Genomic DNA, 26,896 nt, shown 5'->3' on the forward strand with positions numbered 1-26,896 from the left:
GGGGATCGTACGGCTCAGGCGGTCGTCTTCGTCAGCCCGTGCTCCGTCTTCTCCCAGTAGTGCGGTCGGGTGACGAGCTGCCAGAGCCCCTTGTACGCGGCGATCGAGTGCAGGACCCAGTAGAGCGGGTTGAGCAGTGCCCAGCCCATCAGGTCGAAGCGCCCCCGCTTGTACGGCCCCATCATCGTCAGGTAGATCATCGTGGCGTTGCCGAGCAGGAAGTCGAGCACGCACAGCCAGAGGACGGGCGCGGGGAACATCGGTGCCGTCCAGTCCGCCGGCAGCACGAGGGTCGCGATCGTGACGACGATGCCGGGGAGCATGCCGAGGAACGTCAGCGGGGTGCCGGCGATGAGCAGGGCGAAGGCGGCGGCACGACGGAGGCCGATCTCGGCGACGAGCGCCCGCGGGCGCCGGGCATGCACGAGCGCGGTCTGCATGTACCCCTTGATCCAGCGTGACCGCTGTCGGACGAAGTTCGGGATCGAGGTGTTCGCCTCCTCCATCGTCGTGGAGTTGACGACGGCGACGCGGTACCCGACGGCCGACGCCCGGATGCCGAGGTCGGCGTCCTCGGTCACGTTGTACGGGTCCCACCCACCGAGCTCGCGGAGCAGGTCGGTGCGGAAGTGGTTCGAGGTGCCGCCGAGCGGGATCGGCAGTGCCCGGGCGTCGAGCCCGGCGAGCATGTAGTCGAACCAGTACGAGTACTCGAGCGTGAACATGCGGGTGAGCGCGTTCTCGTCGGCGTTGAAGTAGCTCAGCGCCGCCTGCACGCACACGGTGTCCTCACCGGACCGGTCGAAGGTCAGGAAGACCTTCTTGAGCTGGTCCGGGTCGGGACGGTCCTCGGCGTCGTAGATGACGACGTACTCCCCCTGTGCGATGGCCAGGCCGACGTTGCAGGCGCGGGGCTTGGTCTGCGGCGACCCCGGCGGCACGATGACGATGCGCATCCACTCGGGCGGCTCGGCGTCGAGCACGGCCTCGCGCGTCTCGTGGTCCTCGGCCTCGACGAGCACGAGGACCTCGAGCCGGTCCTTCGGCCAGTCGAGCACCTCGAGGTTGCGGACGAGGTCGTGCACGATGTTCGCCTCGCGGAACACCGGGACGAGCACGGTGTAGGTCGGCAGGGCGTCGTCGTCGAGGGCCGCGACGTCGTCGGCGGAGACCTGCTCGACGAGGTCGAAGCGCGCGCCGACCATCGACACCCAGAACTTGAAGAGGATGCCGGCGAAGAACCCGAGCGAGAGCACCGCGGTCGCGACGGCGACGGTACTGCCCGGCGCGACGACGAGGCACACCGCGAAGACGAGCAGTGCGACCGCCCCGCCGACCTGCTGCCCGCGCGACAGGACGGTCTTCGCGGAGAGCGCCGGGTTCGTGCGGGCGAGCCCGTGCGCGGCGAGGTCGGCGACCTCCTCCTCGAGTTCGTAGGCGATGCGCTGCCGGACGTCGGCCTCGGACGCGCTGCGCAGCACGACGGGCTCACCGAACTCCTCGGTGAGCGCCACCCGGAGGACGTCCGGGTCGGACCGTCCGCTCGTGAGGACGAGCACGCCCTCCCGGATGCGGGCCGACGCGACCCAGCCCTCCTCGACGTGACGCTGGACCGAGCACCGGTGCGGCGGCCGCCAGTCGGTCTCGGTACCCCGGTGTCGGGCGGTCCGGACGAGCGGGCCGGGATCGGCGGTGTGCGACTCGACCGCGGTCATCCGAGCACCACCGCGACGAGCGCGTGCATCCACTCGACGACGACCTCGCGCTGGAACGCGGCTGCCCAGGCGAGCGGCACCTGCAGGACGGCGAGCACGACGACGAGGGTGCTCGTGACCCGACCCTGCACGGGGGGCAGGATCGCGATCGCGACGCTGAGCATCGTGACGAAGACGTTGCCGGCCGCGGCGACGGGGACCAGGCCGATCGCGTACCCGCCGATGATGCCCCCGAACAGCGCGACGACGAGGGCGACCGCTCCCGGACGACCGACGAGGAGCGCGAGCGTCGCGCCCGCGACGACCATCGCGACGAGGAGCAGGCCGTCGGCCGTGGCGAACAGGTGCTGCAGCCCCGCGAGTCGCTGCCCGGACACGTCGATCGTCCCGCGGAGCGCCGCGAACGGGTCGTGGAGCACCATGGTGTCGAGCACCGCGGTGGAGAGCGCCACCGCGACGCTGGGGAACACGAGGACCAGGACGTTCGCGCGTCGGATCCCGCGCTGCTCGTGGCGTGCCAGGTCGAGCACCGGCGCGGCGAGCGCGGCGATGGCGAGGTAGACGAACCCCATCGGGTCGACCAACGTGGAGAGCATCAGTGCGAGGCCGGCGCGGAAGCCCGCCTGGGTGTCGCCCCACGCGAAGAAGCGGACCATGTCGACGACCGCCAGCGCGAAGAGCGCGATCCCGAGGAACGCCTGCAGGTCGTTCAACGCGACGAACGCGTACAGCGGGTTCGCGCCGAGGGCGATCGTGAAGGCGACGACCTCCCGCATCCGCAGACCTCGACGGCGCATGTCCTGCGCGAGGAGCTGGAGCAGGACACCGGCGACGACCCCGCCGAGCACCGCGGCACCCTGGGCGCCGAAGGGCATGAACCGGAGCAGCACCCCCGACAACAGCGGGTAGAGCTGACCGATGGCCTGGACGACGCCGCCGTCGAGCGCGGTCGTCGCGCGGTCGAGCGTCGCCTGGTTGCCGGTCAGCCCGAGGAGCGTCGTCGGCGTGGTCTGCGCGGCGATCAGTGCGAGGACGACGTACGGCACGGCGAACGCGGCGCGGAGCAGCCACCGCACCGCGCGTGGCGGGAGCGGGCGCAGGACCGAGTCGGCGGGCGCGGCCTCGACGGAGGCCGGGAGGGACGACGAGAGCGTGATGGTCATGCCGCTCCTTCCGGCGGAGCACACAGAGGCGTCCCGCACCATCCATTCCACGCTGCGTTGCAGGGATACGACAGCCCACGTACGGGGTACACCCGTGTCCTCCGCGCGACCGACACGGCGGGACGGACGCGCCCCGCGCCTCCCGGCCGGAACCAGGAGCCACGGGGCGCGAGCCGCCGTACAGAACGGACGTCAGTGGTACGTCGCGGCCTGCCCGTAGAGCACCTGCGTCAGCGACGACACGTACGGCGAGACGTCCCCGTCCGGCAGGTTGTACGTCATGAAGACGCCGTACCCGTCGGCCTGCGACCGCTCCGCGAGCGACACCGCCGTCGACTCCGGGGTGTTCTGGACGTCGACCGCCGCCGCGGAGAGCCGGTCCTTCCCGAGCCCCGGGATCGACGGCGCCGAGTACGTGCCGTAGTAGGGGTTCCAGGCGTAGTCGAGCTGCGAGCCGATCGTGCTGCTCGACGACGACAGGGCGTCCGACGCCGGGCCGATGTCGTAGAACGAGATGAGCTTGCCGGGCATGTCCGCGCGCAGGGCGCTGACGAGCCAGCCGATCGACTGCTGGTTCGGTTGCGGGGTGCCGTTCGTGCCGTAGTCGGAGTACTCGTCGTCGAGGTCGACCCCGTCGAGGCCGTACTCCGCGACGGTCGCGGAGACCTGCGCGGCGAAGTCCGCGGCCGCCTGCTGCGTCGGGAAGTTCGCGATGCCGGTGCCCTGGTGGTTGCCGAGGACCGACAGCGACACCTTGATGCCCTTCGCCTGCAGCGGGCGGATCTGCGTGGCGGCGTCGTCGAGGGTGCGCTGCACGTTCTCGTTGGCGTACAGCACGGCGTCGCCGTCCGCGTCCCGGTTGATGTTCGCCGCGAAGATGATCGCGACGTCGAACGCGTTCGCGCCGTTCGCGAGCTGGTAACGGCCGACGTTCGCGAGCTGGTCGTTGTTGACCTCGACGTACGCGATGCTCGTCGGGCCGTCCTTCGTGGGGACGGCGTGCGGCTGCCGCCCGTGGCCGACGCCGTGCCCGACGCGGTGGTGCGCGCCGACCCCGTGGGAGAGGCCGGTCGGGGAAGGTGCCGCCGACGCTGCGGCCGGCACCATCGGTGCTGCGAGCATCGCGGCGAGCGCCGCCACGATGCCGATCTTCACGGACTGCTTCATGTCACTCCTCATCGAGCGATGGACCGGTCGACCGGTGTCGACCGGGGACCGCCGTCGGGGGACCCGAACCCCCGGCGGCGGGGTCTCAGGCGCGCGGGTAGCGGAAGGTCCGCACCTCGTACGCGTCGACCGGGAAGGCCGCGACACCGTCGGTGACCGCGGCGACGCCCGGCAGGGAGTCGTCGACCTCCTCGAGCAGCGTCACCTCGACCGGGTCACCGAAGACGCCGGGCTCGGCCACGGCGATCCCGCCGGTCCCCCGTCGGCCGCTCGGCTCGTACACGCGGACGACCAGGTCGCCCGACCGGTCGTCGGCGAGCTTCACGCTCGACAGCACGACGTCACCGGACACCTGCACGAGCGGGTCGAAGCCGTGTGCGCCGGTCACCGTCCGCGCGCTCGCGTTCATCACGACGCCGGCAGCGGTCGCGCCGAGCTGGTCGGTCCCGACGACGACCCCGTACCGGTGCGTCTGCAGCCCCTGGTCGGTCTCCGGGTCGGGGAACCGCGGGGCCCGCAGCAGCGACAGCCGCACGGTCGTGGTGACGTGTCCGTCCTCGGCGTCCCGCGTGGTGTCGAACCCGTGGATCGAGGAGTTCACGAGGGCGACGCCGAAGCCGGGCTCCTCGACGAGCACGTAGCGGTGCATCGAGGTCTCGAACTTCGCGGCCTCCCACGAGGTGTTCGTGTGCGTCACCCGCTTCTGCGCGCCGAACTGCGTCTCGGCGATGGTGTGCTCGGCGCGGACGTCGAGCGGGAACGCCACCTTGAGGAACTTCTCGGTCTCGTGCCAGTCGGTGGCCTGGTCGAACTCGAGCGTGCGGGAGTCGGGCGCGAGCACGATCTCCTGCGTGACCGTGGAGTCCCCGAACGAGCGCGACACGACGACGCGTGCGGCCCCGGCGTCGTCCACCGACGCCTCCAGCGAGTCGACGGCGACCAGGTCCTCGACGCGGTTCCGGTAGTACCGGTCGACGTCCCACGCGTCCCACATGTTCGGGAAGTCCTGGTGCAGCTGCAGCAGGTTCGCGGCCCGGCCGGGGGCGATCGCGTCGCGCCCGGTGGTCAGGTCGACGGCGCTCGTCACGAGCCCCTCGGCGGTGACGACGACCCGGACCAGGTCGTTGGCGAGCACGAAGCCGCCGTCCTGCTCCTCCAGGGACACCGCGGTCGCCTCCGGCACGTCGGTCGCCGGGACCGCACCCTGCGCGGGAGCACCGGCCTGGAGGAACGGGGCCGGGTTGACGACGACGGTCTCCGTCCCCGGACCGGCGAGTGCCGACAGCGCGTCCTCGATGATCGCGGTCAGCGCTGCGGCCGTCTCGGCGTACTTTGCGACGGCCTCGCGGTGCACCCAGGCGATCGAGGTGCCGGGCAGGATGTCGTGGAACTGCTGCAGGAGGACCTGCTGCCAGAGCGCGTCGAGCTCGTCGTACGGGTACACGAACCCGGTGCGGGCCGCGGCGGTCGTCGCCCACAGCTCGGCCTCGATGAGCAGCTGCTCACACCGACGGTTGCCCTGCTTCGTCTGGTGCTGGCTCGTCAGGGTCGCGCGGTGGAGCTCGAGGTAGAGCTCGCCGACCCACACGGGCGGGTGCTCGAGCTCGGACCGCGCCCGGTCGAAGAACGCGTCGGGGTGCTCCCACCGGACCTTCGCGCTCCCCTCGAGGTCGGCCAGCCGCGCGGCGGTGCCGGTCATCTCGCGGGTCGTGCCACCACCGCCGTCGCCCCAGCCGACCGGCGCGATCGACCCGGTGGCGAGCCGGTTCTCGCGGAACTGCCGCGAGGCCTTCGCCACCTCCTCCCCGCTCAGCCGCGAGTTGTAGGTGTCCATCGACGGGAAGTGCGAGAACACCCGCGAGCCGTCGATGCCCTCCCACAGGAACGTGTGGTGCGGGAACTTGTTGACCTGGTTCCACGAGATCTTCTGCGTGAAGAACCACTCGAAGCCCGCGCGGCGCATGAGCTGCGGCAGGGCCGGCGAGTACCCGAAGCTGTCCGGCAGCCAGACGCCCTTCGGTCGGATGCCGAACTCCCGCTCGAAGAACCGCTGTCCCTGCGAGAACTGCCGGACGATGCTCTCACCCGTCGGCATCACGGTGTCGGACTCGACCCACATGCCGCCGAGGGGCAGGAACCGGCCGGCGGCGACGGCGTCCTGCACCTTCGCGTAGACCTCGGGGCGGTGCTCCTTGATCCAGGCGTACTGCTGCGCGCTCGACATGCCGTAGAGGAAGTCGTCGGTCTGGTCGATCAGCTCGGTCATCGTCGAGGTGGTGCGGGCCACCTTGCGGATCGTCTCGCGGACGGGCCAGAGCCACGCGGAGTCGATGTGCGCGTGCCCGATCGCCGAGATCGTGTGCGCCGAGGCCTCGGCGGGCGCGGCGAGCACGTCGACGAGTGCCGCCCGGGCGTCCGGGGCGGTCGCCGCGATGCGCTGCAGGTCGAGCCGGTCGAGGGCGTCGTCGAGCGCCTGCAGGATCCGCATCCGCCGCGGAGCGTCGGGCAGCTGCGCCTGGAGTTCGAGGAGCACCTCGAGGTCGAGGGACAGCTCGTGCACCTCGGACGCGAACACGGCGAGGTCCATCCGGCGGCTCGTGTACAGGCGCTTCGACGACGACGTCTGCACGTCGCCCTCCTGCGTCGGCAGGAAGGGGTGGTAGTCGAGCAGGACGGGGTTGGACGCCGCCTCGACGAGCAGCTCGACGGACTCGCCGCCCTCGGCGCGCTCGGTGACGAGCACCCACTGGTTCCGCGGGTTGATCGACTTCACGGGCGTGCCGTCGGCCCGGTACACGAGCCCCTCGCACTGGAACCCGGGCATGTTCTTGTCGAAGCCGAGGTCGATCACCGCCTCCACCCGCTGTCCGGCGTACTCGGCGGGCACGGTGCCGGTCAGCCGGAACCAGGTCGTGCCCCAGGCCGCTCCCCACGGCGTCCCGACCTCGTACGGCTCGAAGGCGAGCTCCAGACCGGAGGCGGGGGCGATCGGCTCCCCGGGCAGTTCGTGCCAGGCGGTGTCGAGCGGGGTCGAGACGGCGTGCACCGCGGGCAGGATCCGCTCGTCGAGGACCCGTCGGGCGCGTCCGGTGGTCAGGGGGATGTCGTCGTGCATGGGGTCCTTCCAGGGAGGAACGGGAGCAGCGGATGGTCGTCGGGGCGTCAGGGCGTCGGGTCGTCAGGGCAAGGCGGCGGGGTGCGCGACCACGAGCGGTGCGCCGGTCGTGTCGTCCGGCACGTCCACGATGCTCGTGATGCCCCGGGCCGCGGTCAGGGCGGTGTCGCCGAGGCGGGAGCGGAGCAGCACCTGCGGACCACGGCCGTCCGGCGCGGACTCGGCGCAGTCCAGCCACGCGGCGGCGAACCGACCGCCCGGGGCGCAGTCCGCTCGGGTGTCGGAGCGGGGTGACCCGTCGGGCCGGACGTCGTCGAGGACGATCGCGGTCGACGGCGGGACCGCCGTCGACGTCGCACCGGAACGGGCGAGCGCGGCGAAGGCCTCGCCCGCGGGCTTCAGCCGGCCGTCGTTGGTGAACAGGCCGAGGTCGTACTCGAGCTCCGGGAAGTCGGCGAGCGACCGGGAGACGTCGTGCGAGCACCACCAGGTGACACCGAGGACGTCCTGCGCACCGAGGACGTGCCGGATCGTCCGCTCGGTGAAGGCCGCGGCGTCGCCGGGGTCGACGACGTTCGTCGGGGCGCCGACCTCCTGCAGCCAGTTCGGCCGCCCGGGCTCGCGGTTCCAGGCCGCCGCGAGCTGGAGGAGGTACTCCCCGTGCCGCACCGACCCGGCACCGAGTGCGCCGTGCAGTGCCGCCGAGCCGTTGAACACCCACGAGTGCGTGACCGTCGCGTCGCCGTGGTCCGCCGCGTGCTCCGGGCCGAAGGGCTGCGCGTCGTCGTACCAGGCCGCGTCGTACTGGGCGACGGTGACCAGCGGGGTCGGACGCGACCCGGAGGCGGTGGCGACCGTCGGGGCGGACGTGTCACGGGCCTCCCGGCCGGCCGACGTGGCCGTCGACAGCCCGCGTCGCGCTGCCGCGACCATCGCCGCCGCCCACGTGTGCGCCTGCTCCGCCGTGGTGGCGTGCGGTGCGGGGTGCGGGGCATGGGCGAACTGGTTGACCTCGTTGCCGATCGAGACGCCGAGCAGGTTGGGCCGGTCGCCGACCGCCGTGGCGAGCGCCTCGACGTACGCCGCGGTCGACGCGACCACGTCCGGGTCGGTGAACAGGTTCCGGCGGTGCCAGCTCTCGAGCCACGACGGCAGGAAGTCGAAGCTCGACAGGTGCCCCTGCAGCGCGTCGACGTTCACGTCGAGCCCGAAGGACCCGGCGATGTCGACGACGGTGGCGACGTCCGCCAGCGCCCGCTGCCGGATGAGCGTCCGGTTCGGCTGCACGACGGGCCACAGCGGGAAGATGCGCACGTGGTCGGCGCCGAGGGAGGCGATCTGCTCGAGGTCGCGCGCGGTGTCCGACGCCGAGAAGTCGAGCCACGAGTGGAACCAGCCGACCGACGGGGTGTGGTTGACGCCGAAGCGCATCAGCCCTTCACCCCGCCCTCTTCGACGCCCTTGAAGAAGAAGCGCTGCAGGACGGCGAAGATCACGGCGATGGGGATGAACGCGATCATGGTGCCCGCCGCGATCATGCGCTGGTCGGTGGCGAACGTGCCCTGCAGGTACTGCAGCCCGACGGTGAGGGTCAGGTTCTCGGGCGACTGCAGCACGATGAGCGGCCAGAGGAAGTCGTCCCACGCGCCGATGAACGAGAAGATCGCGATCACGGCGATGGTCCCCTGCACGGCGGGCAGCGAGATGTACCGGAGGCGCTGCATCGCGTTCGCCCCGTCCATCACCGCCGCCTGGTCGATCTCCTCGGGGATCTGTCGGAACGCGTTGAACATCAGCAGCACGTTCAGTGCGGCGATCATGCCGGGCAGTGCGACGCCGACCAGGTTGTCGGCGAGACCGAGGTCCTTCACGGTGACGAACTGGCTGATGATCGTCGCCTCGCCCGGCAGCACCAGGGTCGCCAGGAACAGGCCGAGCACGAGCTTGCGGAAGCGCCACTGCAGGCGTGCGAGGGCGAACCCGGCGAGGGTGGCGAACACGATGTTGCCGAACACATCGATCGCCGCCACGAGCAGCGAGTTGCCGATGTACCGGAAGACCGGGATCGCCGCCGCCACCTTGAGGTAGTTGTCGAACGTGGGCTCGCTCGGGATGAAGGACGGGTTCGCGGTGTAGATGTCCTCGCCCGCGCCCTTGAGCGAGGTGGAGAGCTGCCAGAGGAACGGGCCGATCGTGATGAAGAGGACCACGATCAGCAGGACGTAGCGGACGACCTTCTCGCGGGTGGACATGACGCCCCAGACCTGGCGGCGCTTCCGTGGTGTCGGCCTGGAGGCGCGGCGTCCGTCCGTCCCGCCGGTCACGTCCGGTGCGGGTGCGGCGGCGCCGGCGGCGCCCCCGATCACGGGTTCCGTGGTGCTGGTCGTGTTCGTCACTTGTCCGCCTTGCTGTTCATGCGCGCGAGGGCGAGCATCGGCACGAGCGTCACCACGAAGAGCAGCAGGCTGAGCGCGGACGCGTAGCCGAGGTTGCCGGTGAAGCCGCGGGCGTACTGCTGGATGAGCATGACGAGCGAGTTGTCCTGCCCGCCGGGTCCGCCGGTGCCGTTGGTGAGGATGTAGAGCTCGCTGAACACCCGGAGCGCGCTGACGCACACCAGGATGCCGACGAGCGTCATGGTGCCGCGGACACCGGGCATCGTCACGGACCAGAAGCGGCGGACCGCTCCGGCGCCGTCGAGGGCGGCGGCCTCGTGCAGGTCCTTGCCGACGTTCCCGAGCGCCGCGAGGAAGATGATCATGTAGTAGCCGAGGCCCTTCCAGACCGTCAGGCTGATCGCGCTGACGAGCAGCAGCCACCGGTCGGTCAGGAACGGGATGCCCGCGCCACCGAGCGCCTTCACGATCTCGTTCACCACGCCGCGGTCGTCGAGGATCCACGTCCAGATGAGCCCGACCACGACGGCCGAGGCGATCACGGGCGTGTAGTACGCCGTGCGGAAGAACGCGATGCCGGGGAGCTTCTGCTGCACGAGCACCGCGATGAGCAGCGGCAGGACGGTGAGCAGCGGCAGGCAGATCGCCATGTAGATGACGCTGTTGAGCAGCGCCTCCCACACCTGCGGGTCGGCGAGCAGGGTCTGGAAGTTGCGGACGCCCACCCACTGGCTCACGCCCCCGAGCGGGCTGGCGTTCGTGAACGACAACCGGACGGTGTTGATCGACGGCCAGAGGCTGAACGCGAGGAGCCAGACGAGTGCCGGCAGGACGAGCAGCCAGGGCGTGAACCAGCGGTTGGCGCGCATCAGCCGTTGGCCAGCAGGCTGTTCATCTTGTCCTGCGCGGTCTGCAGGGCCTTCTCCGGCGAGACCTGACCCTTCATGGCGAGGGCGATCTGCTGATCGAGGAAGTCCGTCATCGCGGAGTTCGCCTCGACCGGGTTGAGGACCTTCGCCTCCTTGAGCGCCTCGTTCGCGAGCACGCGGGCCTTGCCGTTCACGGTGCCGTCGTCCTTCGAGAAGTACGGGTCGGACTGCGACGAGGTGGTCGACGGGAAGATGTTCACCTGGTGGGCGAACGCCTCCTGGTTCTCCGCGTTCGTCATGTACTGCGCGAACGCCTCGGCGGTGGCGAGGTGCTTCGACTTGCTCGACACCGACAGGCCCTGCACGTAGAGCGGCGGGGTGTCGAGCGCGGGGCTGACGGTGACGTTGCCCTTGAGCGACGGGTTGCTCTTCTCCATGTCGGCCAGCGCGGTCGCACCACCGGTGGTCCACGCGACCTTGCCCTGCGTGAAGAGCGTCGAGTTGCCGAGGTAGTCGCTGTTGAGGACGTTCGACGGCATGTAGCCGTCCTGGTACGCCGTCTTGTAGCGGTCGATCAGGTCGGCGGCCTTCGACGAGTCGGCGAACGTGAACTTCGTGCCGTCCCCGTTGACCACCTTGACGCCGGCGAGCGTGAAGTCACCGAGGCCGGGCTTCCGGCTCATCAGGTAGTCGTCCGGGCACCGCTCGTGCATCGTCTTCGCCTGGGTGAACAGGTCGTCGGTCGTCTTCGGCGGGTTGTCCGCGTCGAGCCCGCACTTCGCGAACATCGACGAGTTCCAGTAGTCGACGTCGGTGTTGAGGTACCACGGGTAGCCGTAGGTGCCGTCCAGACCCTTGTACTCGTACGAGTCCAACGCGCCGGCGACGTACGTGCTGCTCAGCTTGCTGTCGTCCTTCGAGACGTCCTGCAGGAACCCGCGCTTCGCGAGCGGCAGCGCGATGTCCGGGGGCAGGTTGATGACGTCGGGCAGCGAGTTCGACGAGGCCTGGCTGAGCACCTTGTCGGCGTAGCCGTCGCCCGGCTGGTCCTGCAGCTTGACCTTCGCACCCGGGTGTTCCTTCTCGAAGCCGTCGATGACGCCCTGCAGGTAGTCCGTGTAGGTCGGCGTGAGCGCCCAGGTCTGCAGCGTGATCGAGCCGTCGACCTTGCCGCTGCCCCCGCCGCTGGCGCCGCTGCTGCCGCTCGAGCAGCCGGTCAGGACGAGCGCGGTGGCGGCTGCGGTCGCGAGCAGCGCTGCCGCGCGGCCCCTCGTCACTCTCGATGTGGTCCTCATGGCGTTGTGACTCCTTCGTCATCCTGCTCAAGCGGTTCAGTGCTGATCTCCTGAACCGGTGTCTGCTTGCCACTGTGCGCGACTAAAACGCTATAGTCAACCCGTGGCTTCCAAGCGTCGGACGACGATCGCCGACATCGCCGCCCGCGCGGGCGTCTCCATCAGCGCGGTGTCGTTCGCGCTGAACGACCGGCCCGGGGTGTCCGTCGAGACCCGTCGCCGCGTGCAGGAGATCGCCCGTGAACTCGACTGGCAGCCGCACACCGCGGCGCGCGCGCTCGGCGGCGCGCGGGCCGGGTCGATCGGGTTCGTCCTGAACCGGCCGGCACGGACGCTCGGCACGGAGTCGTTCTTCGGCGACCTCATCTCGGGGATCCAGCTCGGGCTCGCCGGCACGCACGTCGGCATGACACTCCTCGTCGCCCGCGATGCCGACGAGGAGCTCGCGACCTACCGCGACTGGTGGCGGGGCCACCGCGTGGACGGTGTCATCGTGATCGACCCACGCCGTGCGGACGAGCGGCTCACCCTGCTCGCGGAGCTCGGCATGCCCGCCGTGGTCGTCGGGTCCCACCCGACCCCGGAGGGCACGGCACCCAGCGTGTGGATCGACGACTCGGACGCCACCGACACCGTCCTGCGGTACCTGCACGCGCTCGGACACCGGCACATCGCCCACGTCTCGGGCCGGCCGGAGTTCGAGCACACCGCCATGCGCGTGGAGCGCCTCCGGGCCTTCGCCGCCGCGGCCGGGCTCGAGCGGACCGTGTCCGTCCCGACCGACTACTCCGCCGACGAGGGCGCTCGGGCGACCCGGACGCTCCTGTCCCACCCCGACCGTCCGACCGCGATCGTGTACGACAACGACGTCCTCGCGGTCGCCGGCCTCGGCGTCGCGAGCGAGATGGGCGTCGCCGTCCCCACGGACGTGTCCATCGTCTCGTTCGACGACTCCGCCATGGTCCGGCTCGTCCGGCCCTCCGTCACGTCGCTGACCCGCGACACCGTCGAGCTCGGACAGCGCGCCGCCGTGCTCCTGCGGGAGCAGATCGACACCGGGACGGTCCTGCCGTCGCGTCCGGGGCCGCCGCTGACCCTGAGCGTCCGCGACTCGACCGGGCGCGCGCCGACACGCCCGTCGACCGACCGCTCCGCGTGGTGACCGCGCGCCGGACTTGACGGCGGTTCGAACACACGTTCGAATACCGGTGTGGGACGGCGTCGCGAGAACCGGTGGCAGCCCCCGGAGCACCCGGAGGTCGAACGCCCGCGCGCCTACTCCCTGTCCGAGGACGCCCGCGGGCCGGACGTCTGCCACGCCGTCACGCCCGTCCCCGTCTGGGCGTGGATCCAGTTCCCGACGTTCCACATCCGCGTGAAGGGGTTCGCGAAGAGCTGGACCCGCGACGCCGTGCTCGTCGAGTGGGCGCAGTTCGGGCAGCAGGCCGACGCGTGGGTCTGGCGGTCCGCCGTGAAGCACCGCACCCTCCGCGCCGACCGCGCCGACCGGCATCCGGCGGACGCACGGCATTGACTTCCGCCGCCGCGACGAGGATCGTTCAGTGAACAGCGGTCGGTCGAACTACTCACCGATCGAGTAGTTCGACCCGGCGACCATCGAGGAGGCACCGTGAAGAAGAGCGAGGTGCCGTCCTGGGTCGCCCACGTGCTCACCCCGCCCGAGGTCATCGCGGCCTACGTCGAGCGGCGGATCAACGACCCGGCACTGCTGTCGGGCGTGCAGGCGGAGCCCACCTACGCGGACTTCCTCCGCGTCGAGTAGCCGGTCGTCCGGGAGGCACGGCGGACGTCCCCGGGATCAGGGCACCTGGTCGGCGCCCGGCGGCAGCCCCGTGTCCGGCCGGGTCCGGCCGCGTCGCGCGGACAGCGTGACGCCGATGCTCGCGACGCTCACGCACGCGAGCGCGACGACCTCCTGCGTCGCGAGGGCCTCGTGCAGGACCACGAGCCCGGCGAGCGCTGCGATCCCCGGGCCGAGGCTCTGCAGCACCCCGAACACCCGCGTCGGCATCCGCCGGAGCGCGAGCATCTCGAGCGCGTAGGGCAGGACGCTCGACAGCACCGCGACCGCGCCGAACACGAGCAGCAGCGTCGGGTGCGCAGCGACGCCCTCGACGGCCGGACCGAGGCCGGTCGGCAGCGAGACGACCATCGCCACGACCATCGACACCGCGAGCCCGTCGACACCGGGGATCGCGGCGCCGACGCGACGGTTCATGACGATGTAGCCCGCCCAGCACGCGGCGGCGGCCACCGCGGCGAGCACGCCCCCGACCGCGGTGACGGCGGCCGGACCGACACCGAGCAGCACCACGCCGGCGAGCGCGAGCAGCGCCCACGTGACGTCCCGCCACCGCCGGGTGTGCACGAGGGAGAGCACGAGCGGACCGAGGAACTCGATGGTCACCGCCACGCCGATCGGGATGCTCGCGAAGGCGACGTAGATGAGGACGTTCATGCCGCCGAGGGCCAGGCCGAGCAGCGCCGCTGCCGTCCACTGCGCACGCGTCCAGTGCCGGACGCGCGGACGCACCACGAGCAGGAGCACGACGGCGCCGATGACCAGCCGGAGCGTCGCCGCGCCCACCGGCTCGACCTCGTCGAAGCGGGTCTTCGCGACCGCCGCGCCGATCTGCACGGACACCATGGCGGCGAGCGCGAGGAGCGGCGCGGGGACACGGGGCGCGGTCGCCATCGGGACGGCGCCGCTCAGCCGAGGTAGGCGAGCACGGCGAGGACGCGGCGGTGGTCCTCGCCGGTGTCCTCGAGGGCGAGCTTGCCGAAGATGCTCGTGACGTGCTTCTCGACGGCGCCGGTGCCGATCACCAGGGCACGGGCGATCGCGGCGTTGGTGCGGCCCTCGGCCATGAGCCCGAGCACGTCGCGCTCCCGCGGTGTCAGGGCGGCGAGCGGGTCCCGGCGGCGGCCCATGAGCTGCGTGACGACCTCGGGGTCGAGCACCGTCCCGCCCGCGGCGATGCGCCGGACGGCGTCGTCGATCTCCTCGAGCCGGGTCACGCGGTCCTTGAGCAGGTACCCGATGCCGGTCGCGCCGGCGGCGAGGACGTCCTCGGCGTAGGTGGCCTCGACGTACTGCGAGAGCAGCAGGACCCCGGTCCGCGGGGCCACCCGGCGGGTCTCGACGGCGGCACGGACGCCCTCGTCGGTGAAGGTCGGCGGCATCCGCACGTCCATCACGACGACGTCCGGAGCGGCCTCGGGCAGCGTGGCGAGGAAGGCGTCGGCGTCGGCGTACTGGCCGACGACGTCGATGCCCGCCTCGTCGAGCACGCGGGCGAGGCCCTCGCGCAGGAGCACCGCGTCGTCGACGACGACGGCCCGGATGCGTGCTGCACCCGGGCCGTCGCTCATGCCGACCAGCCTAGTGGGAGCGGTCGCTCCCCCGGCCTCACGCCCTCGTGACCGGGACCCCGTGCAGGGCGCCGAGCGGGATCCGGGCCGTGGCCTCGGTGGGGCCGCCCTCGGGACTGTTCACGACGAGTTCGCCGTCGAGGGCCCGCATCCGTCCGGTCAGCCCCTCGATCCCGTGGCCGGCCTGCGTGCGGGCACCGCCGCGACCGTCGTCGGTCACGCTGACGGTGAGGTACCAGAGCCCGGAGGCGTCCACGATGAGGCCGAGGTAGACACCCGCCGCCGAGGCGCCCGCGTGCTTCGTCGTGTTCGTCAGCAGCTCGCTCACGGTGAAGTACACGTTGCGCTGGACCTCGGTCGCGAGCTCGAGCCCCTCGGGCAGCCGGACGTCGAGTCCGACGGGGATCGGCGTCCGCGCGACCAGGGCCTCGAGCGCCGCGACGAGCCCGCGGTCGAGCAGGATCGGCGGTGCGAAGCCCCGCGACAGTGCGCGCAGCTCGTCGAGGGCGTCCTGCGCGTGCTCGGTCGCCTCGCCGATGAGCCGCTTCGCCTTCTCCGGGTCACGGTCGAAGGCGCGTTCGGCGGCGGCGAGGTCCATGCGGAGCCGGACGAGTCGCTGCTGCGGTCCGTCGTGCAGGTCACGCTCGATCTGCCGGAGCGTCTGCCCCTCGGCCGTGACGGCCCCGGCACGAGACGCCTGGAGCCCGGCGACGCGCTGCTCGAGCTGCTCGGCACGGAACCCGCCGAGCAGCCCGGCGTCGATCCAGTAGTGGGCCAGGACCGAGCCGCGCGCCCAGAGCGGGAAGAGCGCGACCGAGGCCGCCATCGAGAGCAGGGCCGCGGTGCCGATGCCCACCAGCGCGCCGCTGTCGACGAAGTCGAGCGACGGCAGGGCACCGTTCATCGTCCGGCCGAGGACGAAGCCGCCGGCGAGCAGGAGGGGCCACAGGAAACCCGCGACCAGGACGGCGCCGACACCCACGGTGACGAGCGCCGCGAGCGGGTACACGACGACCGCGTGCAGCAGGTACAGCCAGTAGTGCGGGTTGGCGACCGCCGAGCCGGTCCGGGTCCACCAGTTCTGCTGCCACCGCGGGGTCCAGTCCACCGGGCGGATCGGCCGGGGGTCCGCCCACCCGATGCGGAGCTTCTCGAACTGCCCGACCCACCGCGCCACGAACAGCGCGATGAAGAACATCAGCAGGACGAACGGGTTGAACAGGTCGCGCAGGCCCCGCCCGAACAGCGCCGCGGGGAACGCCACGTAGAGCGTGCAGAGCAGCACGGCCGTCAGCGCCATGTACCCGAAGTCGCGCGGCAGGCGCCGCCAGGCCTCGCGGTAGAAGCCACCGGCGGTCGTCCGCCGACCGGACCCTGCTCCGCCGCCCGGTCCCACGACGGGCGTCGGCTCGGCACCGACGGCGGGCGTCGACGACCACGACGGCGGCGGCGGCGGCGGCGTCGGCGTCGTCGTCGGCGGTGTCAGCGGCTCTTCGGGCACGGGCTTCGTGGCTCCCTGGGGCACGGCGTCGTCCAGCGGGACGGTGTGTGCCCGGTCGGCGGCGGAGTGGTCCAGCGGGACGGTCTCGGCCTGGTCGAGGCGGTCGGTGTCGGTCATGGGTCCAGCCTCACGGAGCCCGTCCCCGCGTCCCATCCTGCCGTCTCCCGGATCGGGGGTGGGGTTGTCCCCACCCCGTGCGCCCGTCGCGCCGTCAGACGAGGGCGGCGGCGACCGCCGGGGACTCCTCGGGCACCGACCACGGGCGGTGGGTCATCCCGCTGTCGCCCCGGAACGAGGTGACCGTGCCCGATCCGTCCCGCGCGTAGCTGATCAGCTCGTCGACGGAGCCGAAGCGGTTGCCCGATGCCATCCGGAGCGTGTCCTCGTCGACGACCTCGAGCCGCACCGGTGACTCGGTCGGCACGGGCTGCGTCGGGTCGATCGCGAGCAGCCGGTCGCCGATGCGTGCCACGTCCGTGATCCCCTCGAAGGTGGTGAACCGGCCGGTGTAGCGGTCGGTGTCGACGTCGGCGGGGAGCACCGGCCCCGGGGCGTGCTCATCGGCGGCGGCGTCGAGCAGGTGGACGATCCCGGTGGCGATCATGCCCGCGGGGCCGGTCGCACTGCTCGTCAGGACGGACACGACGAGCGACGAGGCCGGGTCGAACACCGACTGGGTGATCTGCCCGGGGAACCCGCCGGAGTGGCCGCGGACCTCGCGCCCGTTGATCCGGTCGACGACGAACCCCGCGCCGTAGCCGCGCGCCGCCGGGTCGTCGTCGAGGGCGCTCCAGGCCTTCCGCTGGGCCAGGCGCTTGGCGTGGTCGGACAGCAGCGAGCCGCGACCGGGCACGTGCTCCGAGAAGTAGCGGACCAGGTCGGACGCGGTGCCGTGGAAGCCGGTGGCCGCGGCGAGCGCCCCGGTCGTCACGTGCGGGACACGCTGACGGGTGCGGGCGTCGTGCAGGCTGGTGTAGCCGACGACGAACTCGTCCTCGCGTGCCGGGTCGAACTCCGGGCCGGTGCCGGCGAGGCCGAGCGGTTCGGTGATCGCGGTCCGGACGTGCTCGGCGTAGGACGTCCCGGTGACGGCCTCGATCACGAGCCCGAGCAGGCCGTAGCCGAGGTTCGAGTAGTTGAACGCGGACCCGACGGGCACCTTCGCGCCGCCCTCGACGACGAGCGCGACGAGCCGGTCGGCGTCGGGGAACGGGTGGTCGAGCGCCCAGTGGTCGCCGTCGGCACCGTCGCGGACCACCCCGGCGCCCATCTCCATGAGCTCGCGGACCGTCGCGTCCGCGATCGGCGACCCGGCCTCGACCAGGGCGGGCACGAACGAGCCGACCGTGTCGTCGAGCCGCAGGGCGCCGGCGTCGGCGAGCTGCAGCAGGGCGGTCGCGGTGAAGGTCTTCGAGTGCGACGCGATCCGGAACAGGTCGGTCGTGGTCAGGCGGCGACCGGCCTCCACGTCGGCGTACCCCCACGCCTCGGAGAACAGCTCCTGGCCCTCGAAGCCGATCGCGACCTGCACACCGGGCAGGCGCAACTGCCACACCTTGTAGGCGACCCACTCACGGACGTAGGGCAGGACGGACTCGTACGCGGTGCGCTTCTCCATGCCGACCAGCCTGGCACGAGCCCCGCCTCAGCCGGACAGCGCCGCGAGCCGCGCCGAACGCCGGGCCGCCTGCTCGACGGGGTCCGGCACCGGCGCCGCCTGGACGAGCCGCCGCGTGTACGGGTCCTGCGGTGCCCGGAGGATCGCGTCGCGCGGTCCCTCCTCGGCGATCCGTCCGCGATGGAGCACCACCACGCGGTCGCACAGGGTGTCGACCACCGCCAGGTCGTGCGTGACGAACAGGCAGGCGAACCCGAGGCGCTCCTGGAGCTCGCGGAAGACGTCGAGCACCCGGGCCTGCACGGAGACGTCGAGCGCGCTGGTCGGTTCGTCGGCGATGAGCAGGGCGGGGTCGAGCGCGACGGCGCGGGCGATCGCCACGCGCTGCCGCTGACCGCCGCTGAGTTCGTGCGGGTACCGCTCGCGGAAGCCGCCGTCGAGCCCGACGTCCGCGAGCAGTCGCTCGACACGCGGGCCCACCTCGGCCGACGGCAGCCGGAGGATCTGGCGGAGCGGTTCGGCCACCGTCTGCCCGACCGTGTACCGCGGGTTCAGGGAACGCAGCGGGTTCTGGAAGACCACACCGACCCGGCGACGCATCGTGTTCCGGGAGGCGCGGCGCGCGCCCGCCACGTCGGTCCCCTCCACGAGGACCGACCCGTCGGAGATCGGCGCGAGTCCGACGGCGGCGCGTCCGATCGTGGTCTTGCCGCTGCCGGACTCGCCGACCAGGCCGAGGATCTCACCACGACCGACGGTGAACGACACGTCGTCGACCGCGCGGAAGCGCCCGCGCAGGGCGCCGCCGTACTCGACCACGAGGTGCCGGACGTCGAGGACGGGCACAGCGGGTTCCGTGGCGGGCGTGGGCCGCGCCTCCAGCACGGAGGTGCCCATCCGCGGGACGGCGGCGAGGAGTTCCCGCGTGTACTCGGCGGCCGGGTCGGCGAAGACGCCGACGGCCGTCCCGCGCTCGACGACCTCGCCCCGGCGCATCACGACCACCCGGTCGGCGATGTCGGCGACGACGCCCATGTCGTGCGTGATCAGGAGGATCGCGGTGCCGGTCCGGTCGCGGAGCGCCCGGAGCACGTCGAGGACCTCCGCCTGCACGGTGACGTCGAGCGCCGTCGTCGGCTCGTCGGCGATGAGGAGGTCCGGGTCCGCGGCGAGCGCCATCGCGATCATGACGCGCTGGCACTGACCGCCCGAGAGCTCGTGCGGGTACTGCCCGAGTCGACGCTCCGGCTCCGGGACCTCCACGGCGCGGAGGAGTTCGAGCGAGCGCGCACGGACGGCCGCGCGGTCGAGGCCGCCCTCGGCGCGGCGGACGGCCTCGGCGAGCTGGAACCCGACCGTGAAGACGGGGTTCAGGGCGGCGGACGGGTCCTGGAAGATCATCGACACCCGGCGACCGCGCACCTCGCGGAGCACCTGCTCGTCGGCGCCGAGCACCTCGAGGTCCCCGATCCGGATGCTCCCGGTGGCGCGGGCCCCCTCGGGCGCGATGCCCATCGCGGTCATCGCGGTCATGCTCTTGCCCGACCCGGACTCGCCGACGACGGCCACGACCTCGCCGCGGCCGACCGTGAACGAGGCTCCGTCGACCGCGCGGACGACGTCGCCGTCCACGTCGAACGTGACGGTGAGCTGGTCGACGGTGAGGACGTCGGTCATGGGGTCTCCGGTCGGTCGGTCTCGTCGCGGGCCGCCTTGAAGGCCTCCCACTCCTCGAGCATCTTGACGTGGTACCCGCGCAGCCACTGCATGTAGTCGCGGCCGTTGCGGAGGCGTTCACGGACCTCGGCGTCCACGTCGCCGTCCGCGGTGTGGCCGCCGGACTCGACGATCGCGAGCCCGCGGCCGATGACGTCGCGCTGCCGGTCGAGGTACCGACGCTCCCCGGCGAGCCAGGACCCCCAGACGTCGGCCTCGGCGCGGAAGTAGTGGCTGCGTTCGCCCGGGACGGTGTGCCGCTTGACGAAGCCGCTGTCCGCGAGCCGCCGGGTGGCCATCGAGATCGCACCCGAGCTCGCGCCGAGCGCGAGCTGCAGGTCGGACGACGACGAGTGCGGGGCCCGGGTCATCATGAGGTAGCCGAGGACCCGCGCGTCGGTGAGCGGCGTGCCGGCGAGTTCGCTGAACATGAGCGCGAACTCCTCGACGAACGCCTGGCGCTCCGGTTCGAGGACGACGTCGTCCTGCACGTCCGTGCCCGCGGACGGGCGCTCCCCGGCGCTCATGCCTCGAGGCCGGCGGCGACCGCGGGCGACTCGGTCGGGATCGTCCACGGCTCCATGGTCATCCCGCCACCGGCACGGATCGAACGGACACCGCCGTCGGCGTCGCGGTCGTACGTGACGTCCTCGTCCACGGACCCGAACCGGTTGCCGTGGGTCATCCGGAGGGTGTCGGCGTCGACGACCTCGAGTCGGGTCGGCGCGTCGAGCGGCGCCGGTGCGGACGGGTCGATCTCGACGAGCCGGTCGCCGATGCGGGCGACGTCGGTGACGCCCCACGGGTTCGCGAAGCGCCCGGTGAAGGTCGCGGCGTCGACGTCGTCCGGGACGACCGCGTTCGGGGCGTCGTCCCCGACGGCCGCGTCGAGGAGCGTGATGATCGCGGTCGCGATGAGCGTCGCCGGCCCGGCCGCGGCGCTGGTGAGCACCGAGACGACGAGCCCGGACGCCGGGTCGAACATCGACTGCGTGATCTGCCCGGGGAAGCCGCCGGAGTGCCCGCGGATGTCCCGGCCCCCGATCCGGTCGACGACGAACCCGGCACCGTACCCGCGCTCGGCGTCGTCGTCGGTGGCGCTCCACGCCTTCCGCTGGACCAGGCGCTTCGAGTGGTCGCTGAGCAGGGTGCCCTGCCCGATGACGTGCTGGGAGAAGTACCGGACGAGGTCGGACGCGGTGCCGTGGAACCCGGTGGCGGCGGCCATCGCGCGGGTGTCGACGTGGTCGATGCGCTTCCGGGTCCGGGCGGTGTGGAAGCCCGTGTACCCGACCACGAAGTCGTCGGCCCGGGCCGGGTCCCAGTCCGGGCCGGTGTTCCGCAGGCCGAGCGGCTCGGTGATCGACGCGCGGACGAAGTCGTCGTACGACTGCCCGGAGACCGCGGCGATGACGAGCCCGAGCAGGGAGTACCCGAGGTTCGAGTAGTTGAACGACGATCCGGTGGGGACCTTCTGTCCGCGGTCGAGGACGAGCGCGAGCAGTTCCTCCTCGTCCGGGAAGGGGCGCTGCAGGGACCAGTAGTCCCCGTCGTGACCGTCCCGGATGACGCCGGCGCCCATCTCCATGAGCTCGCGGACCGTCGCGTCGGCGATCGGCGACCCGCCCGCGACGAGGGCCGGGACGTGGGTGCCGACGGTGTCGTCGAGCCGGAGGTCGCCGCGCTCGACGAGCTGCAGGAGTGCCGTCGCGGTGAAGGTCTTCGAGTGCGACGCGATGCGGAACAGGTCGGTCGTGGTGAGGCGCCGTCCGGCCTCGACGTCGGCGTGGCCCCACGCCTCGTCGAACAGGACCTCGCCCCCGTGGCCGATCGCGACCTGCACGCCCGGGACCCGCAGTTGCCACACCTTGTACGACACCCACTCCCGGATGTACGGGAGGGTCTTCCGGTAAGCGTCGAGGGTGTCGGTCACGGTGGTCCTTTCGAGGAGCGGTGGGTCGAGTCTGTCGCGTCGTGCGCCGCGGCGTGTGCCGCGACGCGCTCAGCGACGTCGGGGGTCGAGCGCGGCGCGCAGGGTGTCCCCGAGCGCGATGACGGAGAGCACCGTCACCGCCAGGAACACCGCGGGCGCGACGAGCATGTGCGGTGCCCGGAGGAACTGGCTCGTCGCCGCGGACAGCTGCAGCCCCCAGGAGATGGCGGGGCTCTCGAGCCCGATGCCGAGGTAGGTGAGGGACGACTCGGACACGATGACCCCTCCGACCGTGATCGTCGCGAGGACGAGCAGCGGCGAGATCGACGCCGGCAGGACGTACCGGGTGGTGATCCGCCAGGTGGAGAGGCCCATCGTGCGGGCGGCCAGGACGAACTCGGCGTTCCGGACGCTCCGCACGCTCGAGCGGACGAGTCGGGCCATGGTCGGCCAGCCGAACAGGGCGAGGACGAGCGAGACGGTCAGTACCGACCGCTCCCCCACGCTGTTCAGGACGACGACCGCCCCGAGCAGGAACGGGAACCCGAGGAACACGTCGGTGAGCCGGGCGAGCACGGCGTCCACCCACCCGCCGACCATGCCGGCGACGGTCCCGACGACCACGGCGACGGCACCGGCGAGGACCGTGGTGAGCACGGCGACGGCGATCGACGACCGGGTTCCGTAGAGGACGTTGGCGTAGACGTCGCACCCCTGCAGGTCGAAGCCGAAGGGGTGACCGGCTGCGGCGGGCGCACCGCTCTTCCCGAGGTCGCACACGCGGGGGTCGCCGTGCCCGAAGAGGCCGGCGAAGAAGCCCGGGAAGAGCGCGACGAGCACGACGACGGTCAGGACACCGGCCGGCAGCCAGAACCCGGGGCGCCGGACCGCGGAGCGCAGTGGTCGCCGTCGGGTGACGACGGCCTGCGGGACGGTGGCGCCGATGGCGGAGGTGGTCATGCGGAGGCTCCTGTCCGGACGCGGGGGTCGAGGGCGGCGTGCAGCAGGTCGACGAGCACGCTCGTGACGAGGAACACCAGGATGAGCGCGGTCGAGATGCCGACGACGACGGCACCCTCGTGCGACCGGATGCCCTGGAACAGCAGGTTCCCGACGCCGGGCAGGTTGAAGATGCCCTCGACGATCACCGTCCCGCCCATGAGGTACCCGAGGTCGGTGGCGAGGTACGTCGCCGTGGGGATGAGCGAGTTGCGCATGACGTGCACGCCGACGATGCGGCCGGGGGTGAGCCCCTTCGCGCGGGCCGTCCGGACGAAGTCGGCGTCGAGCGTCTCGATCATCGACGTCCGGGTCAGCCGGGACACGGCCGCCAAGCCGAAGAGCGCGATGACGAACGCGGGCAGCAGGTACGCCGTCGGCCATCCCGCGGTCGCCCCGGCGACGGGGAACCAGTGCAGCCGCACCGAGAAGACCAGCTGCAGGGCGACACCGAGCACGAAGACCGGGACGGCCCCGACGACGATCGTGCCGACCAGGACGCTCTTGTCGAGGAGGGTGCCACGGCGCAGTGCCGACACCACCCCGAGCCCGATGCCGAGCACGATCTCGATCGCCCACGCGGTGAGCGCGAGCGTGACCGTGACCGGCCAGCGCGACGCCATCTGCTCGCCGACGGACTGCCCGCTGAAGTCCGTGCCGAAGTCCCCGCGGAACAGGCCGCCGAGGTACTGCAGGTACTGCAGCCACAGCGGCTGGTCGAGGTGGTACTCGGCCCGCAGGGCGCGCACGACGGAGTCGCTGAGCGGCCGGTCGCCGCCGAGCGCCTTGATCGGGTCGCCGGGGAGCGCGAACGTCATCGCGTAGATGAGGAAGGTCACGCCGAGGAAGACGACCACCAGGCCGCCGATCCGGCGGCCGACCGTGAGCGTGGGACGCATCACGCGCCTCCCGTCGTCGCCAGGGCCGGTCGGGAGGCGCGTGGTGCGTCCGTCCCGTCGCCCACGACGTGCGCTGCGCAGGCCAGGATCGCCCCGAACTGCACCCCCACCAGCGTCGCCACCGGGATGGGCACCGCCCCCGTTCCGGCGTCTGCCTGCCAGAGCGCGTACTGCGCCGCGAGCCGGTCCCGCAGCCGCCGGAGCGGCGCGGGTGCCGTGCCGGCACCCGTCTCCGCCTCGAGCGCACGGAGCAGCATGCCGCCGTAGCGGAGCCCGAAGCACCGGACGAGGTCCTCGCAGCCGAAGCGCTCGGCGACGGTGGCCCTCCGGGCGGCCGGTTCCCGGTCGGCCCGCAGCCGGTCGGTCTCGACCATGCCGGCGAGCATCGGCACGAAGGCACGGGAGGCCTCGAGGAAGGGTGTCTCGATCGTGAGCAGGGGCGTCGCGGCGTCGAGCACGTCCTGCAGGACGACCCCCACGGCGCCGAGGTCGTCCGCGCACCGACGGAGGAGGTCCGCGTACGACTCGGCCGTCGGGGTCTGGTCGTCGGCGTCCGGGTGGCTCCAGTACGGCAGCTCGGCGACCACGCACAGCGCCCCGTGCCGCATCGCCCACGCGGCGCTGGACGCCCCGTGGATGTGCTCCGCGGGGTCGACGCCGAGCGACTCCAGGTAGTCGTACGCCCGCTCCACGCCGTCCATGGCGAACACCGCCGGGGCGAGTTCGCGCAGGAACGGTGACTCCGGCTCCCCGGTGTCGAGCGGCAGCCCGAGTGCCGCCGGGACGGCGTGCAGGGTGTCGACCACGCCGGGCAGGTCCTCGGAGAGGTAGTAGTAGACGCCGCCCATCTCGCCGTTGTGCAGCGACACGAGCAGGTCGGGCTCGGTGTCGTCGATGAGCCGCATGAACGCGAGCGTCTCCGGCAGCACCTGGTCGAAGTACACCGACCCGTGGCTGTTCGGGAAGGTCCACTCGACCTGGCTGTCCGGCGCCGGCCGGTAGAAGTGCCGCGCGTAGTGCACCCGGTCGTACGGGTCGTCGAACCACGCCTCGTTCAGGCGCATGCCGTCGGGGTCGATCGTGGGGACGACGTGCCACGTGACGTCGAGCTCCTCCGTCCCGCCCGCCAGCAGCCAGGTCGCCAGGTGGAGCGACGTCCACGACCCGATCGGCTCGTTCGGGTGCACGCCGCCGACGACGACGGCGGCGTGCGACCCGGACCCGATCCGGTAGCTGTGGAGCGGCTCCCCGAGGCGGCTGGTGCCGATCCGGGTGACCGTGACCTGCCCCGGGTGCGACGCGGCGAGCGCGGCGAACCGGGCGTGCAGGTCGTCGACGAGCGGGAAGCCGTCGCGGTCGGGGACCTCGGTGACGAGACGGAGGACGGTGCGCTGGTCCATGCGGTGCGGATCGCTTCCTGCGGCTACTGGACGGTGATGGCCTGGACCACCGGGCTGCCGTCGACGGCGGGGAGCGAGGCGATCTTGTCGCTCACGACGTAGGAGTACTTGTCGAAGAAGGTCGGCACGACCGGGAAGTCCCGCAGCACGGCCTCCTGCGTCTGCGCGTAGTACTCGTTCGCCTCGTCCTGCGACCCCGCGGAGTCGGCCTTCGCGAGCAGCGAGTCGACCTCGTCCGACTGGTAGTAGCCGGTGCACGGCGCGCAGCCACCCGCACTGGTGAACAGTGCGCGGAGGGTGTTCTGCTGGCTGGCGTACAGCGCACCCCAGTGCCCGAAGTGCGGTCCCTCGATCTTCTTGTCGGTCAGCTCCGAGTAGTACGACGCCCAGTCGGTGGTGGCCTTCGCCTCGGTGTCGACGCCGAGGTTCTGCCGGATCTGGTTCGCGTACGCCTGGTAGAGCGAGTCGAGGCCGTTGCCGCCGGGGTAGACGAGGGTGATCGAGCCGTCGAACCCGCCGGCCTTCGCCAGGAGCGCCTTCGCCTTCGACGGCGAGAACTCGCAGGCCTCGCCGCAGATGCCCTCCTGCGTGCCGGACATGCCCGGCGGGGTGAGCGCGGTGGCCGGCTCGTACAGGCCGCCGTAGATGGCCTGGTTGACCTGCTTCCGGTTGATCGACATGGAGATGGCCCGTCGGACGTCGGGGTCGGCGTACCGCTCGTCCCACAGCGGGAAGCCGAGGTAGTCGATGCCCGGGGCGTCGAAGGAGTGCAGGCGGTCCCCGAAGTCACCGGAGGCGCTGGTCATCTTGTCCGTCGGCAGGAACAGCACGTCGGCGTTGCCGGCGAGCACGTCGGTGTACGCGGTGTTCATGTCGGCGTAGCTCTTGAAGGTGACGTCCTCCGTCTTCGCCTTCGTGCCCTCGTAGCCCGACCACGCCCTGACCGTGAACGGCTGGTTCGCCGTCCACTTCTCGGTCATCTCGTACGGGCCGTTGCCGATCGGCTTCGCGTCGTAGGCCTTCAGGTCGCTGTACGCGGCCTCGGGCATCGGGTAGAACGCGGTCTGCGCCTGGCTGAGCTGGAGCGGGAACTGGCTGTCCGCGTGGGTGAGCGTCACCGTGAAGGTGTCCTTGCCCGTCACCTTCAGGCCCGACATCTCCTTCGTCTTCGGGGTGCCCGAGTCGGGGTTGAGGTCCGAGTAGCCGACGATCGCGGCGAGCTGTCCGCTGTTCTCCCAGGCGTTCGGGCCGTACGCGGTGTGGTTCCAGGCCTTGACGTAGCTCTCGGGCGTGACGGCCTCGCCGTTCTGGAACGTCCAGCCGTCGCGGAGCGTGATCGTCCAGGTGGTGGCGTCGCTCGACTCGACGCTCTTCGCGGCGACGTCGTGCAGTCCGCCCTTCGCGTCCGTCTCGGTGAGCGGCGCGAACAGGCTCATGGTCTGGGTGAAGGCCACCGTCTGGCGGCCCGGGGTCAGGTGGTCGGGCTCGCCGGTCGCGTAGACCAGGCTCCCGCCGGAGCCGCCCTGGGCGTCCCCGTTCCCGTTCCCGGTGGCCGAACAGCCGGTGGCCACCAGCGCCAGCGTGGCCGCTGCGGCCACCGCCGCGATCGTCCTGCGTCGCATCTTGAACTCCTCGAGTCGAAGCGCGTCCGGTTCGGGCCCGGTCGTCGTGGTCGAGACGGTAGGGGCCGCGCAAACCCGAGCACAAGGTTCCTTTC

22 protein-coding genes are annotated in these 26,896 nt (G+C 71.9%); 3 read left to right on the forward strand and 19 right to left on the reverse strand.

What is annotated here, in order from left to right:
• Positions 1–14: 14 nt before the first annotated feature.
• The 8 genes from AB0N84_RS00815 to AB0N84_RS00850 form a co-directional block, all read right to left on the reverse strand.
• Positions 15–1,715, reverse strand: coding sequence for a glycosyltransferase (locus AB0N84_RS00815; RefSeq protein WP_182045773.1), 1,701 nt, complete (start codon positions 1,713–1,715; stop codon positions 15–17).
• Positions 1,712–2,878 (reverse strand): hypothetical protein, encoded by a 1,167-nt coding sequence (locus AB0N84_RS00820; protein WP_363543115.1) that lies wholly within the window; start codon positions 2,876–2,878, stop codon positions 1,712–1,714. The genes AB0N84_RS00815 and AB0N84_RS00820 overlap by 4 nt, the downstream gene beginning before the upstream one ends.
• Before the next feature lie 192 nt (positions 2,879–3,070).
• Positions 3,071–4,045: an endo-beta-N-acetylglucosaminidase H gene (locus AB0N84_RS00825; RefSeq protein ID WP_363543117.1), complete on the reverse strand. Its 975-nt coding sequence runs from the start codon at positions 4,043–4,045 to the stop codon at positions 3,071–3,073.
• Positions 4,046–4,130: 85 nt separating this feature from the next.
• Positions 4,131–7,160: a glycoside hydrolase family 38 C-terminal domain-containing protein gene (locus AB0N84_RS00830; RefSeq protein ID WP_363543119.1), complete on the reverse strand. Its 3,030-nt coding sequence runs from the start codon at positions 7,158–7,160 to the stop codon at positions 4,131–4,133.
• Between the two features lie 63 nt (positions 7,161–7,223).
• The gene (locus AB0N84_RS00835) at positions 7,224–8,591 is read right to left on the reverse strand and encodes a glycosyl hydrolase (RefSeq protein WP_363543121.1); all 1,368 of its coding nucleotides are present in this window, start codon (positions 8,589–8,591) and stop codon (positions 7,224–7,226) included.
• Entirely contained in the window at positions 8,591–9,556 is a 966-nt protein-coding gene (locus AB0N84_RS00840) for a carbohydrate ABC transporter permease (protein WP_220456183.1), read from the reverse strand. The genes AB0N84_RS00835 and AB0N84_RS00840 overlap by 1 nt, the downstream gene beginning before the upstream one ends.
• Entirely contained in the window at positions 9,553–10,425 is an 873-nt protein-coding gene (locus AB0N84_RS00845; RefSeq protein ID WP_182045764.1) for a sugar ABC transporter permease, read from the reverse strand. The genes AB0N84_RS00840 and AB0N84_RS00845 overlap by 4 nt, the downstream gene beginning before the upstream one ends.
• A complete protein-coding gene (locus AB0N84_RS00850; protein ID WP_182045762.1) occupies positions 10,425–11,720 on the reverse strand; it encodes a sugar ABC transporter substrate-binding protein in 1,296 nt (431 codons plus the stop codon). Before AB0N84_RS00850 ends, AB0N84_RS00845 begins: the two co-directional genes overlap by 1 nt.
• Positions 11,721–11,823: 103 nt before the next feature.
• Between AB0N84_RS00850 and AB0N84_RS00855 the strand changes: the two genes are divergently transcribed.
• The 3 genes from AB0N84_RS00855 to AB0N84_RS00865 all read left to right on the forward strand — a co-directional run bounded on the left by AB0N84_RS00855 (position 11,824) and on the right by AB0N84_RS00865 (position 13,503).
• A complete protein-coding gene (locus tag AB0N84_RS00855; protein WP_363543124.1) occupies positions 11,824–12,882 on the forward strand; it encodes a LacI family DNA-binding transcriptional regulator in 1,059 nt (352 codons plus the stop codon).
• Positions 12,883–12,930: 48 nt separating this feature from the next.
• Positions 12,931–13,254, forward strand: a complete 324-nt coding sequence (locus AB0N84_RS00860) for a hypothetical protein (protein ID WP_069711526.1) — start codon at positions 12,931–12,933, stop codon at positions 13,252–13,254.
• 96 nt (positions 13,255–13,350) lie between these two features.
• Positions 13,351–13,503, forward strand: a complete 153-nt coding sequence (locus tag AB0N84_RS00865) for a hypothetical protein (RefSeq protein WP_181429186.1) — start codon at positions 13,351–13,353, stop codon at positions 13,501–13,503.
• Between the two features lie 36 nt (positions 13,504–13,539).
• Here the strand turns inward: AB0N84_RS00865 and AB0N84_RS00870 are convergent, their stop codons facing one another.
• The 11 genes from AB0N84_RS00870 to AB0N84_RS00920 all read right to left on the reverse strand — a co-directional run bounded on the left by AB0N84_RS00870 (position 13,540) and on the right by AB0N84_RS00920 (position 26,801).
• Positions 13,540–14,436 carry an EamA family transporter gene (locus AB0N84_RS00870; RefSeq protein WP_363543127.1) on the reverse strand — a complete coding sequence of 299 codons (897 nt, stop codon included), beginning with the start codon at positions 14,434–14,436 and terminating at the stop codon, positions 13,540–13,542.
• A 14-nt stretch (positions 14,437–14,450) separates the two neighbouring features.
• Positions 14,451–15,113 carry a response regulator transcription factor gene (locus tag AB0N84_RS00875; RefSeq protein ID WP_289457651.1) on the reverse strand — a complete coding sequence of 221 codons (663 nt, stop codon included), beginning with the start codon at positions 15,111–15,113 and terminating at the stop codon, positions 14,451–14,453.
• Positions 15,114–15,150: 37 nt separating this feature from the next.
• Positions 15,151–16,731 (reverse strand): sensor histidine kinase, encoded by a 1,581-nt coding sequence (locus tag AB0N84_RS00880; RefSeq protein ID WP_363543129.1) that lies wholly within the window; start codon positions 16,729–16,731, stop codon positions 15,151–15,153.
• A gap of 94 nt (positions 16,732–16,825) precedes the next feature.
• Positions 16,826–18,232 (reverse strand): serine hydrolase domain-containing protein, encoded by a 1,407-nt coding sequence (locus AB0N84_RS00885; RefSeq protein ID WP_363543131.1) that lies wholly within the window; start codon positions 18,230–18,232, stop codon positions 16,826–16,828.
• Between the two features lie 27 nt (positions 18,233–18,259).
• Positions 18,260–19,909, reverse strand: coding sequence for an ABC transporter ATP-binding protein (locus AB0N84_RS00890; protein WP_363543133.1), 1,650 nt, complete (start codon positions 19,907–19,909; stop codon positions 18,260–18,262).
• Complete coding sequence (locus AB0N84_RS00895; protein WP_182045747.1) at positions 19,906–20,475, reverse strand: transcriptional regulator; 570 nt, start codon at positions 20,473–20,475, stop codon at positions 19,906–19,908. Before AB0N84_RS00895 ends, AB0N84_RS00890 begins: the two co-directional genes overlap by 4 nt.
• Entirely contained in the window at positions 20,472–21,881 is a 1,410-nt protein-coding gene (locus AB0N84_RS00900) for a serine hydrolase (protein ID WP_182045745.1), read from the reverse strand. Before AB0N84_RS00900 ends, AB0N84_RS00895 begins: the two co-directional genes overlap by 4 nt.
• A 69-nt stretch (positions 21,882–21,950) precedes the next feature.
• On the reverse strand, positions 21,951–22,841 hold the full coding sequence (locus AB0N84_RS00905; RefSeq protein WP_363543136.1) for an ABC transporter permease: 891 nt from the start codon (positions 22,839–22,841) through the stop codon (positions 21,951–21,953).
• Positions 22,838–23,779, reverse strand: a complete 942-nt coding sequence (locus AB0N84_RS00910; RefSeq protein ID WP_363543387.1) for an ABC transporter permease — start codon at positions 23,777–23,779, stop codon at positions 22,838–22,840. The genes AB0N84_RS00905 and AB0N84_RS00910 overlap by 4 nt, the downstream gene beginning before the upstream one ends.
• Positions 23,779–25,179 (reverse strand): M14 family zinc carboxypeptidase, encoded by a 1,401-nt coding sequence (locus AB0N84_RS00915; protein WP_363543138.1) that lies wholly within the window; start codon positions 25,177–25,179, stop codon positions 23,779–23,781. The genes AB0N84_RS00910 and AB0N84_RS00915 overlap by 1 nt, the downstream gene beginning before the upstream one ends.
• A 23-nt stretch (positions 25,180–25,202) precedes the next feature.
• A complete protein-coding gene (locus AB0N84_RS00920) occupies positions 25,203–26,801 on the reverse strand; it encodes an ABC transporter substrate-binding protein (RefSeq protein ID WP_363543140.1) in 1,599 nt (532 codons plus the stop codon).
• Positions 26,802–26,896 lie beyond the last annotated feature (95 nt).

Source organism: Curtobacterium sp. NPDC089185 (assembly GCF_040685235.1).
Taxonomy (GTDB): domain Bacteria; phylum Actinomycetota; class Actinomycetes; order Actinomycetales; family Microbacteriaceae; genus Curtobacterium; species Curtobacterium citri.

Excerpts from the sequence above, each read along its gene's own strand:
- AB0N84_RS00920 (WP_363543140.1), bottom strand. The coding sequence starts at position 26,801 with ATGCGACGCAGGACGATCGCGGCGGTGGCCGCAGCGGCCACGCTGGCG.
- AB0N84_RS00915 (WP_363543138.1), bottom strand. The coding sequence starts at position 25,179 with ATGGACCAGCGCACCGTCCTCCGTCTCGTCACCGAGGTCCCCGACCGC.
- AB0N84_RS00875 (WP_289457651.1), bottom strand. The coding sequence starts at position 15,113 with ATGAGCGACGGCCCGGGTGCAGCACGCATCCGGGCCGTCGTCGTCGAC.
- AB0N84_RS00820 (WP_363543115.1), bottom strand. The coding sequence starts at position 2,878 with ATGACCATCACGCTCTCGTCGTCCCTCCCGGCCTCCGTCGAGGCCGCG.
- AB0N84_RS00870 (WP_363543127.1), bottom strand. The coding sequence starts at position 14,436 with ATGGCGACCGCGCCCCGTGTCCCCGCGCCGCTCCTCGCGCTCGCCGCC.
- AB0N84_RS00825 (WP_363543117.1), bottom strand. The coding sequence starts at position 4,045 with ATGAAGCAGTCCGTGAAGATCGGCATCGTGGCGGCGCTCGCCGCGATG.
- AB0N84_RS00830 (WP_363543119.1), bottom strand. The coding sequence starts at position 7,160 with ATGCACGACGACATCCCCCTGACCACCGGACGCGCCCGACGGGTCCTC.
- AB0N84_RS00905 (WP_363543136.1), bottom strand. The coding sequence starts at position 22,841 with ATGACCACCTCCGCCATCGGCGCCACCGTCCCGCAGGCCGTCGTCACC.
- AB0N84_RS00895 (WP_182045747.1), bottom strand. The coding sequence starts at position 20,475 with ATGAGCGCCGGGGAGCGCCCGTCCGCGGGCACGGACGTGCAGGACGAC.
- AB0N84_RS00890 (WP_363543133.1), bottom strand. The coding sequence starts at position 19,909 with ATGACCGACGTCCTCACCGTCGACCAGCTCACCGTCACGTTCGACGTG.
- AB0N84_RS00850 (WP_182045762.1), bottom strand. The coding sequence starts at position 11,720 with ATGAGGACCACATCGAGAGTGACGAGGGGCCGCGCGGCAGCGCTGCTC.
- AB0N84_RS00885 (WP_363543131.1), bottom strand. The coding sequence starts at position 18,232 with ATGGAGAAGCGCACCGCGTACGAGTCCGTCCTGCCCTACGTCCGTGAG.
- AB0N84_RS00835 (WP_363543121.1), bottom strand. The coding sequence starts at position 8,591 with ATGCGCTTCGGCGTCAACCACACCCCGTCGGTCGGCTGGTTCCACTCG.
- AB0N84_RS00910 (WP_363543387.1), bottom strand. The coding sequence starts at position 23,779 with ATGCGTCCCACGCTCACGGTCGGCCGCCGGATCGGCGGCCTGGTGGTC.
- AB0N84_RS00880 (WP_363543129.1), bottom strand. The coding sequence starts at position 16,731 with ATGACCGACACCGACCGCCTCGACCAGGCCGAGACCGTCCCGCTGGAC.
- AB0N84_RS00845 (WP_182045764.1), bottom strand. The coding sequence starts at position 10,425 with ATGCGCGCCAACCGCTGGTTCACGCCCTGGCTGCTCGTCCTGCCGGCA.
- AB0N84_RS00815 (WP_182045773.1), bottom strand. The coding sequence starts at position 1,715 with ATGACCGCGGTCGAGTCGCACACCGCCGATCCCGGCCCGCTCGTCCGG.